Below are 16666 nucleotides of genomic sequence, written 5' to 3'. Positions count from 1 at the left end.
ATGGGCATGATGACAGCATTTAATGGACACCTGACAGTTTTACAATCGCTGAGTCCGCCCGACGGCACCACCCGGTACGTCAACCAGGTCGTCGAGGGCGCTCCCGATGCGGTGACCATGCGATTCTTCTCCTGGCGCACCGCGCTGCTCGGCCGCTATGACGTCTTTCACGTGCACTGGCCGGAGCTGCTCATCCGCGCGCCGAGGCCGCTGAAGGCCCGGCTGCGCCGCGGTGCGCTGTACGCCCTGCTGCTGCGCGCCAAGCTGCAGCGCATTCCGATCGTGCGCACCGCGCACAACATGACCCCGCACGAGGCGGCCGGTCACGATGCCGAAACTCGCGCGCTGGACGCGCTCGACGCTCGCACGGCCCTCGTAATCCGGCTCAACCCCACCACACCGGTCGAGCCCGAGTCCCGGGCGGTCACCATTTTGCACGGCCACTATCGCGACCGTTTCAGCGGCATGCCGCGGCCAGACTCGGTGACGGGGCGCATCCTCTATTTCGGTTTGATCCGCCCGTACAAGGGTGTCGAAACGCTGCTGCAGGTGTTCCGGGCGTTACCTCGGCCCGACCTGACGCTGCGCATTGTGGGCCGGCCGTCGAGCGGGCTGGGTGAGATCATCAGCACCGAAACCGCCCGCGATGCGCGGATCAGCTCCGTGCTGCGTTTCGTCTCCGACGAGGAATTGGTGATCGAGGTCGGCGGGGCCGAACTGGTCGTGCTGCCCTACCGCGAAATGCACAACTCCGGGGTGCTGCTCGTGGCACTGTCGCTCGATCGACCGGTGCTCGTGCCGTCGACACCCTCGAACCGGGCGCTGTCCGAGGAGGTCGGCCCCGACTGGATCTACCTCTACGAGGGCGACCTCACTCCGGAGATCCTGCTCGGCACCCTCGAGCGGATGCGCGCGGCCGGCCCGCGACCGCGCCCGCAGCTCTCCGGGCGCGACTGGAAAACGCTCGGCCTGCAGAGCTATCACACCTACCTGCGGGCCCTGCAGCTGACCGGTCGCACCGTGGCTGCCGGGCGGAGCATCCGTTGACCGCCACGATTCAGCCGGGAACCCCCGAGAAGCCCCGCTCGACCGCCGGACTTGGCCGCACCGCGGGGCGCGGAGCATCGACCACCCTGGTCGGCCAGCTCATTCGCATCGGCGTGCAGCTCGGCGGCATCGTCGTGCTCGGCCGACTGCTCGACCCGAGCGACTACGGCCTCGTCGCCTCGGTCGCTGCCATCATCGGCGTCGGCGAGGTACTGCGCAACTTCGGGCTGTCGTCGGCCGCCATTCAGGTGCGCGACCTCAGCCGGCACCAGAAAGACAACCTGTTCTGGATCAATAGCCTGATCGGGTTCGCGCTCATGCTGCTCGCGGTACTGTTCAGCCCGCTCATCGCCACCCTGTACGGCGACGACCGGCTCGTGCTGCTCACCCAGGTGCTCGCCGGAACGTTTCTGCTCAACGGCCTGGCCACCCAGTTTCGCGCGGACCTCAACCGCAACTTTCACTTCGTGGCCCTGGCCGGGTCGGAGATCGGCGCGCAGGTCGGCGGCCTCTTCGTCGGTATCGTGATGGCCCTGAACGGCTTCGGCTACTGGGCTCTCGCCGGGCAGCAGATCAGCCAGGGCATTCTCACCATCATCATTCTCATTCCGGTCACCACCTGGTTTCCCGGCTGGTATCACCGCGCCGCGCCCATGCGCCACCTGATCGTGTTCGGGTCGAACCTGGCCGGTACCCAGCTGCTCGGCTACGCCAGTCGCAACACCGACACGATCGTGATCGGTGCCACCCTCGGTGCCGGCCCGCTCGGCCTGTACAACCGGGCGTTCCAGCTGCTGCTGCTGCCGCTCAACCAGATCAACGGTCCGTCCACCCGGGTGGCCCTGCCGGTGCTGGCCCGGCTGCAGGACGACCCGCCCAAGTACGACCGGTTCATTCTGCTCGGGCAGACGATCATGCTGCACGCGGTCACCATCGTGCTCGCCTTCTCCTGCGCCCAGGCCCTGCCGATCATCAGCATCGCGCTCGGCAGCCGGTGGCTGGGTTCCGCACCGATCTTTCAGATTCTCGCCATAGCCGGATTCTTCGAAGCCGCCGCCTACGCCACCTATTGGGTGTTCCTGTCGAAGGATGCCACCAAGCAGAACCTGTATTTCGCCCTCACCACTCGGCCGTTGCTGGTGGCCTTCGTGCTGGTCGGTTCGCTCTGGGGCGTCTACGGCGTCGCCGCCGGGTACTCGATCGGCGTCGCGCTGATCTGGCCGATCGGCCTCTGGAGGATCAGCCGGGTAACGGATGCGCCGGCGCGCGCCATGTTCCTGGCTGGCGTGCGCGCCATTCTCGGTTACGGTTTCGCCACCGGCGTCAGCTGGGCCGCCGTGCAGTGGATTCCGATCGAGCTTCCATTCGCGCGCGTCGCCCTCGGCGGAGTCGCGCTGCTCGCCGCGATCGGCCTGGTCATGCTGATCTGGCCGATTTTTCGCCGCGATGTGCGCTCGATCACCCAGGCCCGCAACTTTCTGCGCTCCGCGAAGGCGTCGAAATCGGGCAGCCCCAGCGTTGATATCGACACCGACCAGCTGTCCCCCGCCCGCATCCCGGCGCGGACCCGCACGGCCGGCCGCACCCGGATGCGCATCATCCGCCGGTTGGACCGGGTCGTGCACGGCCTGGCCGCGGCATCCGCTCTGCCGTATCTGCGCGACCGCGCTGCGCTGCAACACGCGACCAACCAGCTGCGCTTGTTCGATCTGCGCGCCCAGCGGTGGCATGTTCTCGTCGCACCGCCCGGCGAAGGCAATATCGGCGACCAGGCCATGGTCGAAGCTTTTCTTGAAAACGTGGAGGGACCGGTGCAGGTGCTCGTGCGCCGGCCGGCGGACGTGCGGATTCCCACGCAGCATGCCTCGCGGGCGCACCTCGTACCGATTCCGCACCTGATCTACGGTACCGGGCGGGTACACCGCCAGGCTATGGCCCTGCTGGCTCCGGTACTCGACGGAGCCCGGTCGCTGACCGTGATCGGCGCCGATATCATGGACGGCGCCTACAGCGTGCGCGCCTCCTCCCGGCGAGCGGATGTTGCCAGCCTGGCCCGCAGCATCGGCGTCGAAGCGCGCATTCTCGGCTTCAGCTGGAACGGCCACGCCAATGTGGGAGTGCGCCGGTCGCTCGCCCGGGCCGGCCGGATGGGCACGCGGTTGCAGCTGCGCGACCCGGTATCCAGCGAGCGCGCCCGCACCGATCGCTTCGAGAACGTGGTGGATGTCGCCGACGCCGTGTTCGCCGCCCGCACCAGTTGTAGCCTGGCGGTGACGGAATATCTCGGGGCCACACCGGCCCGGTACGCCGTGGTCAACGCGAGCGCGCTGGTTGGCCGCAGCTTCGACCAGACCACGGAGTACGCCCGAATCGTCACCGCACTGCTGGAGGCGGGGCTCCGCGTGGTGTTACTGCCGCACGTCGTGCGCACCAGCGGTGACGACGCGGCCGCCTGCCGAGCCGTGTTCGACCGGCTGGCCGCCTCTGGCGGGCTGACGGATTCCGGAGTGGTCCTGGTGAACCGGCTGCTCAGCCCGGCCGAAGTGCGCGGGCTGTGCGCCGGCGCCGACATCGTACTGACCGGTCGCATGCACCTGGCCGTGCAGGCCATGTTCCACGAGGTGCCCGCCGTTGCCTTGTCAACCCAGGGCAAGGTCGCCGGCATGATGCGGCTCTTTGACACGCAGGAACTGTGCGTCGAACCGGGCGTCGGCCTAGCCGAGCGCATGATCCCGGTGGCCCTGGCCGTGTTGGCCGAGCGAGAGAGCTATCGCGATCGGCTTGCCGCGCGGCTGCCCGAGGTGCAGCGCCTGGCCGCTCTGAACTTCTCGGGATTGCCGAGTGCAACGCGTTCCCATTCCCCTGCCCTGACGGCCCCGAGCCCGACTCCCCACAGACAAGGCCCCGCATGACACTCTCCTCACCGCCCCCGCCCGACTATGAGCGCGGGCACCCAGCCCTGCGACGCATCCTCTTTGTTATTCCGTCACTGCACGGTGGCGGGGCAGAATTCGTGGCCCGCACCTGGATGGGCTGGCTCGCCGACCAGGGCTACGAGGTGAGCGTCGTGCTCACCGCCGCCGAGGTGAAGCCGGAGTACCTGCCTGACGGGGTTGAAGCCATTTCTCTCTCTGCCCAGCACGGCCATGTGCGGAAAGCCTCCGCGCTGCGCCGCCGCCTGCTCGACTGGCAGCCCGACGTGGCGATATCCCTGCAGGCGCACCCCAATCTGGTGCTGCTGACGACAGCCCGCCTGATTCCGGTGCGACTGCGGCCGCGCGTGCTGGTGAGCGAGCGCAACCTGGTGTCGCTCGGACTGCCCGGTTCGGGCCTCGCCCACCGGGTGAAGATCTGGTTCGCCAAGCGCCTGTATCGGTGGGCCGACCACGTGATCGCCATCTCACATCCGGTCGCCGCGGAAATGGTCGCGGCTTTCGGGGTGCGCGGCGACCGCATCACCGTCGTCGCCAACCCGGCGACCGCGAAGCTGCGCGGAACCCCGCGCGGGCCGGGTACGACCGCGGCGCGGGTCGAGGTGAGTGGTGACGGTACCGCTCCGGCCGAAGCGGGCGGCACGACCATCCTGGAGCGATCCGAACGGCGGCCGGGGTCGGCCAATGGCATTCAAATCGTGCTGGCCTGCCGGCTGGTGGCGCAGAAGCGTCCGCTGCTCGCCATCGCGGCCGCAGCGGAGCTCGCCCGTCGCGGCGTGGCCGTCGAGGTCGTCTCCTTCGGCGGCGGCCCGCTGCTCGACGACGTGCAGGCCGCGGCCCGACAGGAGCACGTGGTCTTTCACCACCGCGGCTGGGTCGAGAACTGGTTCGACCACTTCGGCGACAACGCGGTGGCCCTGCTCACCTCGAGCCGGGAAGGCTTCGGCAATGTGCTCGTGGAGGCCGCGGCGGCCGGCTATCCGGCGGTCGCCGTGTCGGGGGCACTCGGGGTAGCGGATGCGATTGTGCCCGGTATCACGGGGGAACTCGCGCTGTCCGCTCATCCGGTTGACCTCGCCGACGCCATCCTGCGGGCAGCCGAGCTGCCGCTCGACAACATCGAACCCTGGCTGGCCCGATTCTCGGAGGAAGCCAGCGGCTCCGACCTGGAACGAGTGCTGCTGCGGGTTGTGGAGCGCACATGAGAATCTTCGCCTCGGCCATGGGCCAGATCGACAATGTCGGCGACACCGTGTTGCGGCGGGCCTTTCTCGAGGCGCTGCGCGGGGCCGGCGAACTGCAGGTGTTCGTGGGCGCCCGATCGGATGCCTATCTGAGTGGGCTCGGCCTGCACGACGAAGACCGGGTCTACCGCACCAGCGCCGAGTGGCGACGAGAGATTTCGCGGTCGACGCTGCGGGAGGCATCCGTGTATGCCTTCAACTCCGGCGAAATTGAGCTGCAGCGCGCCTACGCGCTGCGCTATCTGCGGTTGGCGCCACACCTGGCGCTCAACCGGCTGCGCGGCGGCCATGCCGTGCACGCCGGGTTCGGCGTGCGGCAGAAGACCGGCTGGCGCATTCCGGTAGCGGCTACCCTGCGCCTGTGCGACCTGGTGGCCTGGCGCGACGCCTACAGCCGTTCCGCGATGGGGCTCGGCCGTATCGCTCCCGACTGGGCCTTCGCCACGGGAGCAGCGGATGCCGACCTGATCGCGTCCACCGCGGATCGCCCGCTGCTCGCAGTCTCGGTGCGCTACAACGGGCGACGCCCCGACGCGGCCTGGCTCGCGGCGCTCCGCGGTCTGGCCGACACTCTCGGGCTCGAGATCGTCACCGTGTCGCAGATTGAACGCGACGGGCCACTCGCCGAAGAACTCGCGGTCTCACTCGGCGGCACGGCCCTGGTCTGGGACGGCCCGGACCATGCAACACAGGAGCTTCGCCTGCGCGAGGTGTACCAGCGGTCGCTGCTCGTGGTGAGTGACCGGCTGCACGCCGCCGTGATCGGACTCACCGAGGGCGCGCTGCCGCTCGTGATCGCTGACGCTGGGCCGTCGAAGGCGGCCCGCACCCTCGACGCGGTCGGCATCAAGGGCGCCACGATCGGCTGGACGCTGCCCGACCCGGCAGCGCTCGAGCGCCGCGCCCGCGACGTGATCAGCCGCCGGGAGCCGATCCTGCGCCACGTCGTGGAGGCCCGCGCTTCTCTGCGGGAGCTGACCGACACCATTCGAAAGCTCACCGCGTGAATGGGGCGCACGCCGCCGGGCGGTCAGAGGCGGTCGCGCATCCGGTCGTGAGCGTCATTGTTCCGGCCTACAACGCGGAGGAATTTCTTCAAGACGCCATCAAGAACCTGCTGCAGCAGACGCTCACCGTTTCCGCCGCCGGGTCGGTCGAGATCATCGTGGTCGACGACGGCTCAACGGATGCGACGGCCCAGATCGGCGCGCGGGCTGCAGCCGCCCACGCCAGCGTTTCGTATTTTCGACAGGAGCAGAACGGCGGAGTCGCCCGCGCCCGGGCCCGCGCGGTGGCTGAGAGCCGCGGCGAATTTCTGTGGTTCGTCGATTGTGATGACGACTGGGCGGTGTCGGCGCTCGAGAAACTCGTGGCGGCGGCGCGGTCGACCGGCGCCGACGTGATCGTCTGCGGCGCCGAATATGTCTATCCCGGCCAGCGGCGCCCGTTGGCTGCGCCCCTGCTGAACGGTCCGATCACCGGCGCCGAGGCTTTCGGAATGCTGCTCGACGGCGAGATCAGCGGACACCTGTGGAACAAGCTGTTCCGCAGGGAGCTCACCCGTGAGATCGAGTTCACCCCGGCCCGGGTGCACTCCGACCTGGCGATGGTGGCCCAACTGCTCGCCGCGGCCGATCGTGTGGCCGTCATCCGTGATGTGCTGTATTCCTATGTCGTGCGCGGTGGGTCGATCATCCGCTCGGGGTCGCGCCGGGCTGAGTCGCTGCTGCTGGTGGAGCAGGCCGTCACCACGGCGGCGATCACCCTCGATACCCGCATCATCGGATCGAACTCGTACGGCTACTTTCGGCTGCGCTACATTCTGCTCTCCGGGCTGAAAGACGCCCTGAGCGGCCCGTACGATGCCGAGGAACGTGACGAGATTGTTGCCGAGTTGCGTTCCCGGCTCACCTGGCGCCTCGTGCTGCTCGCCGCGCGTCGTGGCGATTGGAAGCGCCTCGCACTGGCCGGCTCGGCGAAGGTGAGCGTGCCGCTGCACCGCCGGGTGCTGCGCCTGGCCGCCGAGCAGGGTGAGCGCTGAGCCTGTGGAGGCTGCAGCGGGCGAGCTGCGCAGAGACGTCACGCGGAGAGGCGCCATTCTGGGCGTTTTCACAGGAAAGTGAAACGGATTCGACTTTGGCTCTCGATAGGCTCGGGACCACAGTTCAATCCGAATAGTCCCCTACGATCTCGGTCTTAGAACGCTGAATACGCATCGCACCCCAACGACCCGGCCAGCATCCGGCACGAAGCGAACCGTCGAAAGACTCGCCCGCTACAGATCACCGGAATATCTCCAACCTGACCGAATCGTAGAGATCGACGAACCGATTCTCGGGCGAGAATTCACCCGCTCCTGCCCTGCGATACGGCTCTGCCAGCATCCGCGCCGCTCGCGCACCAGCTGTCCATTCGCGACCCTGACTCTCCGGAGGACTCCACCGTGCACCTGTTCCGCAACCACCCCCAACGCAAACCGGCTGACCGCACGCCGACTTCCCGCACACTCCCCCGCCCGCGCGCATCCACTCGCCACGCTCTGACTATTGTCGCCGCCTTCACTGCGGTCGCCGTGGCTATTCTGGTCCCGATGACCGCCCCCATCCCGGGCATCGAGGCCGCCGCCGCCGGACCGGCCCGAACTGTTATCGACAGTTCCTCGGCCAAGATCACCTACACCGGCTCCTGGCGCAGCACCCGCGATGCCGCCGACCGGGGTGGCTCCGTGCGGTTTCAGTTCAGTGCGGGCAGCGCGTCGATGACGTTCACGGGAACCAGCGTGGCCTTCATCACCCGCACCACCACGAGCTCGGGCAAGAGTACCGTGTCGATCGATGGCAAGGTCGTCGCCACGGTGAATGCGTACTCCGCGAGAACAGTGCACCAGAAGACCGCGTTCAGCACGACCACCCTGTCGAGCGGCAGCCACACCATCAAGATCAGTCGAACCGGCAAAAAGGATGCCCGCTCGAGCGGCACCAACAGCATCGTCGACGCCTTCGTCGTGAACGCCACGACCAGCGTGGCCCCGGCTCCGGAACCCGCGCCCGTCCCCGCGCTCGCGCCGTCGACCGGAGTGCACCGCTATGCCGACTGCCCCGCCGCGACGACGACGGTGCACACCGCCGACGAGCTCATGGCGGCCGTCGACCGCGCACGGCCCGGCACCGTCATCAGGATGGCCCCCGGTACCTACAGAGGCCAGATCGACATGCACGCCAACGGCACCGCCTCCAACCCGATCTGGGTCTGCGGCTCGCGCGACGCCGTGATCAACGTTGGCGGCATCCAGGACAACCACGGTATCCAGGTCAAGAACTCCTCCAACCTCGTGATCGCGGGCATGACCGTGACCAACAGCCTCAAGGGCATCAGCGTAATCAGCGGCACGAACGTGACCATCGCCGACACCCGCATCGACCACATCGGCTATGAGGGCATCCACCTGCGCGCTTTCACGACCGACAGCACGGTCGTCGGCAACACCATTTCGAACACCGGTAAGCGCGACGCATCCTTCGGCGAGGGCATCTACATCGGCACCTCGGAGAACAACTGGTGCGCCCAGACCAACTGTAAGCCCGATCGAACCGACGGCACCCGGGTGCTGTCCAACCGCATCAGCCTCACCGGCGCCCAGCCGATCGAGGTCAAGGAGGGCACGTCAGACGGCGTCATTCGCGACAACGTGATCGACGGCGCCAATGCCATGAGCGATGCCGAAGAGTGGGTCAAGGTCAAGGGCAACGACTGGACCATCGATGGCAACCGGGGCTCCAACAGCCCGCTGCACGGATTCGCAGTCAACGGCAGTGTCGATGGCTGGGGCTTGCGCAACACCTTCACCGGCAACTCCGGGGCGGTGAACGCCGGCGGCTTTGCCTTCTTCATCCACGAGAAGGGCCGTAAGGGGTCGAGCGACACCGACGTGTCGTGCTCGAACTCGGTCACCCGCGCTGGCGAAGGCCTCTCCAACATCGCCTGCACTCGATAGCCGAAATTCTCACGGCCCTCAATGCGCTCAGGGAGCGCGTTGAGGGCCGTTTGTCGCGCGCTCAGCTTCACGATTTTCGAGGTTGACAAAAGACTCAACAGTTTCAGATTTTCTCTAGGCGCTTTCACAGGAATGACGGATGCCACGCCGCGGCTACCCCGCTCGGAGGCCCGCAGGACACGCCCCCGTTTGCGGGGCATAGCCCACAATGGGCAATAGCACTGATCAGGGCGAAATCGTCGAGGTCTTTTCAGTTTCGGCCATCCGGCCACACGGGAGCACCCCGAAGCCCTCCCGCGCGCGCTCGCGCGAGGCGAGGCGCGGCATCCGCTCAGATTGCGCCCACAAACCCATTTACACACGGGTAACGCGCAGCAGTTCAGACGCTAATTGACAAAAAGTGATCACGGCAGCGCGAAGCCGAAGTTCACGAAGATCATGTGCGTCGTAATCCCCCGGGTTCACGGACGCCACCAACTGTCCATGAATTTCCGGAAGGTCCACAATGCTGTTCCCCCGCATCTCACGCCGCGCCATCATCGCCGCCGTCGCCATCGCCGCGCTGGTTCCCCTCACCGCGATGATCCCCGTCGGCGTCGCCTCAGCCTCCGCCGCCACTGCGCCCGCCGGCACCACGGTGGTCGACAGTAGCTCCTCGCAGGTCAAGTACTCCGGCACCTGGCTCACGACGGGCTCGCCGTCCGACCACGGCGCATCGATCAAGTACGCCGGGGCCACGTCGAGCGCCTCGCTCACCTTCACCGGGTCAACCGTGGCCTACGTGACACGTATGACCAGCAGCTCAGGCACCAGTGACATCGCCATCGACGGCAAGGTCGTCGCCACGGTCAACGGCTACTCAGCCTCGACGAAGTACCAGCAGAGCCTGTTCAGCACCTCGAACCTCTCCAGCGGAACGCACACCATCAAGGTGAGCCGCACCGGCCAGAAGGATGCCCGTTCCACCGGAACCAGCAGCATCGTCGACGCCTTCGTCACCCTGGCCCCGGCAGGCACGACGACGACACCGGCCCCTGAGCCCACCCCGACTCCGGTTGCTACCACGGCTCCGGTACAGGCCCCGGCCGGCTCGACCACCTTCGACAGCGCCTCGGCATCGGTCTCGTATGCCGGTACCTGGCGCACCTCCGGCTCGGCCAATGACTCGGGCGGCGGAGTGCAGTTCACCACGACCTCAGGCAGCGCCGCGTTCACCTTTCAGGGCACCAGCGTTGCCTTCATCACCCGTCTGACCAGCAGCTCGGGTACGAGCACCATCGCGATCGACGGCCAGACCGTTGCCACGGTCAACGGTTACTCGGCGACCACGGCCTACAAGCAGAATGCGTTCAGCACCACGAGCCTCTCGACAGGAACCCACACCATCACGGTGACCCGCACCGGCCAGAAGGATGCCCGCTCCACCGGTACCAGCAGCATCGTCGACGCGTTCATCGTGTCGGCCGTGCCGAGCACCGCGCCGACCCCGGCTCCGATCAGCACCCACCGCTACGCTGACTGCCCCGCTGCCACTGTGAACGTGGCCACGGCCAGGGAACTCATGGCCGCGCTCGCCCAGGCCCAGCCCGGAACCGTCATCAAGCTGGCCCCCGGCACCTACAACGAGCAGATCAACATGACCGTCAATGGAACCGCTTCCAACCCGATCTGGGTCTGCGGACCGCGCAGCGCCGTGATCAACGTCGGCAGTATCCAGGACAACCACGGCATTCAGATCACCAACTCGTCCAACCTCGTGGTAGCCGGCATGACCGTCACCAACAGCCTCAAGGGCATCAGCGTGATCCGCAGCAACCACGTCACCGTTGCCGACACTCTCGTCGACAACATCGGCTATGAGGGCATTCACGTTCGCGCCTTCAGCACCGACAACACCATCGTCGGCAACACCATCAAGAACACCGGAAAGCGCGACCCGTTCTACGGCGAGGGCATCTACATCGGAACCTCAGACGCCAACTGGTGCGCTCAGACCAACTGCCAGCCCGACAACACCGACCGCACCCTGCTCATGGCCAACGACATCAGCCTGACGGGCGCCCAGCCGATCGAGGTCAAGGAAGGCACGTCGAACGGCATCATCCGCGACAACGTCATCGACGGTGCCAACGCCATGCCCCGCGCCGAGGAATGGGTCAAGGTCAAGGGCAACGACTGGAGCATCTACAACAACACCGGCAAGAACAGCACCATGCACGGCTTCGCGGTCAACGGAAGCGTCGCTGGCTGGGGACTTCGCAACGTCTTCTTCGGCAACACTGCCCCGGTCGGCGCTGCCGGCTACGGCTTCTTCGTTCACGAGCAGGGCAGCAAGGGTGCCAGCGGCACCAAGGTCTACTGCTCCAACACCGTCACGGCCGCCGGTTCCGGCTTCTCGAACCAGTCCTGCATTTCATAACACACTGTCTGCTCGCCGGTCGAGCGCAACCTGCCAGCTGCGCTCGACCAGCGGAAAGACAGCGGCCGCCGAATAGGTAGTCTCAAAGGCGGATCTGGCCAGATCCGCCTTTTTGGCGCGCCAGGCGGCATCCGTTATCGCGTGCCGAAGCGCCACCTCGAGCGAGTCGGCGTCGCCGGGTTCCACGATCATGCCCACGCCGTTCGCCAGCACGGCCGGCACGCCGCCGACCCGCGTCGCCACAACACAGTTCCTCCGGGCCATGGCTTCGAGAATGAACATGGGCATCGCCTCGTCGCGGGAGGGCAACACGGCGATCGCCGACCGCTCCAGCAGCTTCATCAGTGCCTCATGGCTGAGCGCCCCCACGAATTCGCCGCGGGTCAGCGGTACTGCGGGTTGGTCGACGATGGGGCCGGCAATGACCAATTTCCAGAGCGGATGCTGGGGCGCAAGCCGCTGCCAGACCGCCACGAGCACGTCGACGCCCTTTCGCGTGCTGACCGCACCGCCGAACACCACGAGGGGTTCAATCTCGCGCCGTACCCCATCGGCGACGGCGTTCGGCACGAGCACGACGCGCTCCAGGGGTACGAATTCAGCGGCAGCCACTTGCGACTCGGCCGACAGGGTCAGCACCACGTCGGCCGCGCGTAGGACACGCCCGACCAGGCCGGGCCGTTTCTCGGCAAAGTCGGCGAAGGAGCTGCCGTGAAGCTGAGCGACCGTGGCGAACCCGCGCGCGTGGGCCAGGGCCAGCAGCGCGCCTTCGCGCGCGAAGGACCCGCCCTGCGACAGGTGCGCGATCACCACGGTGCGCTCGGGCCTGGCCAGGCGCAGCACCTTCCAGAATGCGGATGCCGCCAGCCCCGCCGCCCGCACCCCGCCACTGCCGTCGCGCGAGGAGACCATGCGCAGGTCGAAGTCAGCAAAGGAATGTGCCAGATAGCCATTGACGACCTGACTCATACCGCCGGCGACTTCGCCGCTGCGCCCGATGTGCACGGCGAGCAGGCGTTCGGACTGCGCAGCCGGAGCCAACGGCACACGGGTCGGTCCGGGAACGGACTCGGTGCCAGACGCGGAGCGAATCTCGGTGCGGGCGGCGGGGATCGCTGCGGCGGATGGCTGCCCCAGGGCGATCGGCTCGGTGCCGATCGGCTCGGTGTCGCCTGGATCAGATTCGATGCGCTCGACTGCAACAGCCCCGGCCTCGTTCGGTTCGGTGTCGTCCGGCCCGGCATTAATCGGCTCGGTGTCGCCCGCTTCGGCGAGACTCACCGCACGCTCTCGGTAGTAAGCACCTGGTCCAGCAGGCGGCGTACGGTCTGCAATTCGTCCTGGGCCTCGGCCAGCCCAGCCAGGATAGCCACGCGACGGCCAAGCAGATTCTGCAGCCGGGCAGCGATCTCGGCGGCAGACAGGCCCGCGCTGACAATGCTCACGTCGTGCAGTCCGGCTGCGGCGAAATGCCGAGCGATCTTGTCTGACTTGGCGTCGACCAGGAGCGCGGCCGGAACCGCCCCCTCGGTGAGGGCGCCGACGAGCACGTGCAGTCGATCACTCACGGTGAGCGCCGCCCGCCGATACAGGGCGCGCAGGCGCTGTTCCTGCTCGTCGTGCCCGGTGCCGTTCCAGCGCAGCTCCTCGCCGCCAAGGTCGGCGGCCAGTTGGCCGCACTTGTCGTCATCGCGCAACACCTGGGTGACACACCAGATCTGCAGGCCGTTGTCGGCCGCGACGGCACGCACCCCGGCGAGCCAGGCGCCGCTCGGGTACTCGAGGTCGGAGCGCATTGACACGACGAGCACGTCGCGGCGGGCCGTACCGCCGGCATTAGCGTCGCTTGAATCAGCGCTGCTGCCGGCGAAGGCCAGGTCGGGCATGATGCTGCCCTGCCCGAGATACCCGGCCGTCGCTTCGTCCCGCCACAACGACACGTTCGACAGCGCGATGGATGGCCCCATCAATGCTCGCGGCAGCGGCGCGAAGTTTCGGCTGCCCACTCCGACCCGGGCGACGCGGCCGTGTCGGGCACGCACGAGTGCGAGCACCGGCAGCATGGCGAGGTGCTCTTTCATGCCGATCAGGGTCAGCTGGATCTCGCCCGGTTTGAACACGTACGAGGCGCGGCCTCGGGCCGCACTGGCCAGCGCCGCGGCGTACCACCGGCGAAACGAACGATACTGCACGTCGCCCGGCCCGAGGCCGAGCCCCTCGGCATACCCGTCGGGTGCCTCGCCGACATAGACGTGCAGCGGCCCGCTCGCCCGCAACCAGTCGAGCAATTGGCGGCGCAGCAGAATATCGCCGATGTTGTCGTATTGGCCGCGGGCCGGCACGAAGATGTCGCGCAGCATCCGCTGAGGAGATGACCCCTGGCTCATCGGTCGCTGGGCAGCGGAATGCGCACACCGGTGTCGATGGCACGGCCGGCAGCGAAGCGGATGACGTCGGCCGTGAGGTCGGGCGAGTCAACGGCCCTGGCGACGCCGAGATATTCGGCGAGCTCCGCGATCTGCATCTGGTGGTCATCGACGTGTTCACCGCGGTGCTTGCGGCGGGTCACGATCACCGGAAAAATGCCCATTTCGAGCAGTCCCATGAAGGTACCGACACCGGCGTGGGTGATCACGACGTCGGCTGTCAGGGCGGCATCGACGAACTGCGCAGTCGGCATCATCTGGTGCACCTGGCCCGGAAGGTCGGTGCGGTCGGTGGTGAACCCGAGCTGCCAGACGGTGCGCTCATCGGCCAGGCCGCTGGCGAGCACGGCGTCGACGAGGGAGTCGAAGCGGTAACCCTCGATGGTGCCGAGGGTGACGAACAGGCTGGGGCGCTCCGGCGCTGGCCGGATCAAAGAATGGTAGGTGGACAGCACGCTCGGGTGCGTTCGCCACCGGTTGGTGGCCCAGGCTGGATGCTGGGTACGCACGCTGACCAGATGGCTGGCGGCGAGCATCCGTCCGCTGAGCGATGGCCCCTCGACGCGGGAGACGCTCTCGATGTAGAGGCTCGGCACGCCGCTGATCGCGGCCTGCGGCAGCGCCGCGACGGCGAGACCGGCACCGGTGCTCACCGCCCCCTCAAACGTTTCGTGTTTGAGCACACGGCGAACGATGCTGGCCGCGCGCATCATGCCGAGGTAATCGCGCGGACGCACGTACGGCACATGGATGCGCCGCTGGCCGGCCAACAATGACCGGCTCTGCATGGAATCAAAGGTGACCCAGAGCGAACTGGGCGAGGCACCCAGCCCGGGCGCCAACCGCACCAGCTGGGCCAGGTGCCCGCCGGTGGAGGCGACGAGCAGAAGCTTTCGTTGCTGGGAGGGCGACGAATCGATCGGGTAAGACGAGTGCACGGACACTGAGGCTCCCTTCGGGTAACGCCTTTGCGGAACAGTTTCGAACGTGCGTCTTCGAACGTGCGCCAAACGTAAATGGAACGGGTGGATTTACCAGGTGACGCGGGTAGGGGTGTCTGATGGGGCAGACTCGCTGTCGGGCGGGGTCGAACGACTCGCGTCGCTCGCCTCCGCGTCGATCGCGGTGGCGGCACGTGGTGCCGGGCGGGAAGTAGTCGCGAACCCGGCACCCTGCACGAGCGCGTCGGGACCGCGAGTGGGAACCATGGCCAACACGACACCGAGGGGCGTCGTGCCGACCGCTTCGAGGGCGTCGAAGGCGGCGAGCAGTTCGGGTTCGCGCACCCGGTTCGCGCCGACGACCAGAATAGTGCCGCCGGTCCAGCGGCTGAGCACGGCAGCGTCGGTCACCGCGAGCACCGACGGGGCGTCGATGAGCACGTAGTCGTAGCTGCTGCTGAGCACGTCGAGCACCGTGCCCATGGCGGTCGATCCGAGCAGTTCGCTCGGGTTCGTGGGAATTTTGCCCGACGACAAAACGGTGAGTGGATGCTGTGCGCCCCACGATTGCAGGGATTCCTTGAGCTGAACGTCGCCCAGGAGCACCTCAGTCAGACCACGATCGGCGTCGAGGCCCAGGTAATCGGCGAGCCGGGGCGTGCGCAGATCGGCGTCGATGACGGCGACGGTCGCACCGCTCTCGGCCAGCACGATGGCCAGGTTCACGAGCGTCGTGGTCTTGCCCTCGCCCGAAACGGAGGAGGTCACGACGAGGCTGCGACGACCGGTGTCGGCGTCGGCGAACTCGAGGTTGGTGCGCAACACCCGAAACGCCTCAGCGCGGGCGGTGGAAGCACCGTCGGGCGAGATAATCGGGTTGGCGCGGGCTTCGAGCGGAATACCGCCGAGCATGGGAACAACGGTGAGGCGTTCGATGTCGTCGCGGTTGTAGATGCGGCGGTCGAGCAGCCCGAGGATGAGCGCGGTGACCAGTCCGACCAGCAGCCCGATCAGCAGTCCGACGGCGAGGTTGAGGTAAAGCTGAGGCAGCGCGGGGTTATCGGGGGCGACGGCGGGGTCGAGCACGCCGACCGTGACCGGGCTGGCACCGCCGTCAGCGGGCTTCTCCAGCTGGTTGATGACGACGTCGGTGAAACTCTCCGAGACGGCCTGCGCGAGCTGCTGGGCGGCATCCGCTGTAGACGCAAGCGCTGCGATCTCAATGACCGCTGAGCCGGGCTGGGTGGTGGCCGTGACCCGCTCGGCCAGGTCGACCGCGGTCTCATCGAGGCCAAGGCTTGCGATCACCGGGTCGAGCACGCGGGGGCTCGTGGCGACGTCGAGGTAGTACGGCAGCTTCTGCACGACGAAGTTGTTGCCCTGCACGAGGTCACCGGGTGTTGAGCCGTTTTGAATCTGGGCGGCCACGAACACGCGGGTGGAGGCCTGGTACTGCACGGGGGTGATCAGCGCGGCTGCTGCTCCACCGACCACGCCGAGCAGGACGAAAGCAACAATGAGAATCCATCGCTTTCTAAGTATTCGAACCAGTCGTTTCAGTTCCATGGGCACTTCTCCCCGCGTGATCGACGCATCGTGCTTCGGGTGCACGATGACAGAAACCTATGTTGGCATAAAAATCCTCACTTTTGGACCGTCAGT

At 67.2% G+C, this 16666-nt stretch carries 11 protein-coding genes; 7 read left to right on the top strand and 4 right to left on the bottom strand.

Annotation, left to right across the window (positions count from 1 at the left end; translation table 11 throughout):
* Positions 1-6 precede the first annotated feature (6 nt).
* The 7 genes from CXY77_RS11335 to CXY77_RS11310 all read left to right on the top strand — a co-directional run bounded on the left by CXY77_RS11335 (position 7) and on the right by CXY77_RS11310 (position 11637).
* A complete protein-coding gene (locus CXY77_RS11335) occupies positions 7-1047 on the top strand; it encodes a GDP-mannose--glycolipid 4-beta-D-mannosyltransferase (RefSeq protein ID WP_104130134.1) in 1041 nt (346 codons plus the stop codon).
* The gene (locus tag CXY77_RS11330) at positions 1044-3959 is read left to right on the top strand and encodes an oligosaccharide flippase family protein (RefSeq protein ID WP_104130089.1); all 2916 of its coding nucleotides are present in this window, start codon (positions 1044-1046) and stop codon (positions 3957-3959) included. The genes CXY77_RS11335 and CXY77_RS11330 overlap by 4 nt, the downstream gene beginning before the upstream one ends.
* Positions 3956-5185: a glycosyltransferase gene (locus CXY77_RS11325; protein WP_104130088.1), complete on the top strand. Its 1230-nt coding sequence runs from the start codon at positions 3956-3958 to the stop codon at positions 5183-5185. Before CXY77_RS11330 ends, CXY77_RS11325 begins: the two co-directional genes overlap by 4 nt.
* The gene (locus CXY77_RS20155) at positions 5182-6231 is read left to right on the top strand and encodes a polysaccharide pyruvyl transferase family protein (protein WP_158252821.1); all 1050 of its coding nucleotides are present in this window, start codon (positions 5182-5184) and stop codon (positions 6229-6231) included. The genes CXY77_RS11325 and CXY77_RS20155 overlap by 4 nt, the downstream gene beginning before the upstream one ends.
* Positions 6228-7265 (top strand): glycosyltransferase, encoded by a 1038-nt coding sequence (locus tag CXY77_RS11320; RefSeq protein ID WP_158252820.1) that lies wholly within the window; start codon positions 6228-6230, stop codon positions 7263-7265. Before CXY77_RS20155 ends, CXY77_RS11320 begins: the two co-directional genes overlap by 4 nt.
* A 549-nt stretch (positions 7266-7814) precedes the next feature.
* Positions 7815-9218 (top strand): right-handed parallel beta-helix repeat-containing protein, encoded by a 1404-nt coding sequence (locus CXY77_RS11315; protein WP_140425521.1) that lies wholly within the window; start codon positions 7815-7817, stop codon positions 9216-9218.
* Between the two features lie 505 nt (positions 9219-9723).
* A complete protein-coding gene (locus CXY77_RS11310; RefSeq protein WP_104130085.1) occupies positions 9724-11637 on the top strand; it encodes a right-handed parallel beta-helix repeat-containing protein in 1914 nt (637 codons plus the stop codon).
* Here CXY77_RS11310 and CXY77_RS11305 read toward each other — a convergent pair.
* The 4 genes from CXY77_RS11305 to CXY77_RS11290 form a co-directional block, all read right to left on the bottom strand.
* Positions 11632-12918, bottom strand: coding sequence for a glycosyltransferase family 4 protein (locus CXY77_RS11305; RefSeq protein ID WP_104130084.1), 1287 nt, complete (start codon positions 12916-12918; stop codon positions 11632-11634). The genes CXY77_RS11310 and CXY77_RS11305 overlap by 6 nt on opposite strands.
* On the bottom strand, positions 12915-13997 hold the full coding sequence (locus CXY77_RS11300; RefSeq protein ID WP_104130083.1) for a polysaccharide pyruvyl transferase family protein: 1083 nt from the start codon (positions 13995-13997) through the stop codon (positions 12915-12917). Before CXY77_RS11300 ends, CXY77_RS11305 begins: the two co-directional genes overlap by 4 nt.
* 23 nt (positions 13998-14020) lie before the next feature.
* Positions 14021-15007 (bottom strand): glycosyltransferase, encoded by a 987-nt coding sequence (locus CXY77_RS11295; RefSeq protein WP_199181916.1) that lies wholly within the window; start codon positions 15005-15007, stop codon positions 14021-14023.
* Between the two features lie 87 nt (positions 15008-15094).
* Positions 15095-16570 (bottom strand): polysaccharide biosynthesis tyrosine autokinase, encoded by a 1476-nt coding sequence (locus CXY77_RS11290; protein WP_104130082.1) that lies wholly within the window; start codon positions 16568-16570, stop codon positions 15095-15097.
* Between the last annotated feature and the right edge of the window lie 96 nt (positions 16571-16666).

This window comes from Cryobacterium sp. N21, from assembly GCF_002929575.1.
GTDB classification, from domain to species: domain Bacteria; phylum Actinomycetota; class Actinomycetes; order Actinomycetales; family Microbacteriaceae; genus Cryobacterium; species Cryobacterium flavum.
This window is presented reverse-complemented; position numbering and strand designations above follow the sequence as displayed.

Bases quoted from the DNA above. Each gene is read 5' to 3' on its own strand.
- CXY77_RS11310 (WP_104130085.1), top strand. From the start codon at position 9,724: ATGCTGTTCCCCCGCATCTCACGCCGCGCCATCATCGCCGCCGTCGCC.
- CXY77_RS11335 (WP_104130134.1), top strand. From the start codon at position 7: ATGATGACAGCATTTAATGGACACCTGACAGTTTTACAATCGCTGAGT.
- CXY77_RS11315 (WP_140425521.1), top strand. From the start codon at position 7,815: ATGACCGCCCCCATCCCGGGCATCGAGGCCGCCGCCGCCGGACCGGCC.
- CXY77_RS20155 (WP_158252821.1), top strand. From the start codon at position 5,182: ATGAGAATCTTCGCCTCGGCCATGGGCCAGATCGACAATGTCGGCGAC.
- CXY77_RS11325 (WP_104130088.1), top strand. From the start codon at position 3,956: ATGACACTCTCCTCACCGCCCCCGCCCGACTATGAGCGCGGGCACCCA.
- CXY77_RS11300 (WP_104130083.1), bottom strand. From the start codon at position 13,997: ATGCTGCGCGACATCTTCGTGCCGGCCCGCGGCCAATACGACAACATC.
- CXY77_RS11290 (WP_104130082.1), bottom strand. From the start codon at position 16,570: ATGGAACTGAAACGACTGGTTCGAATACTTAGAAAGCGATGGATTCTC.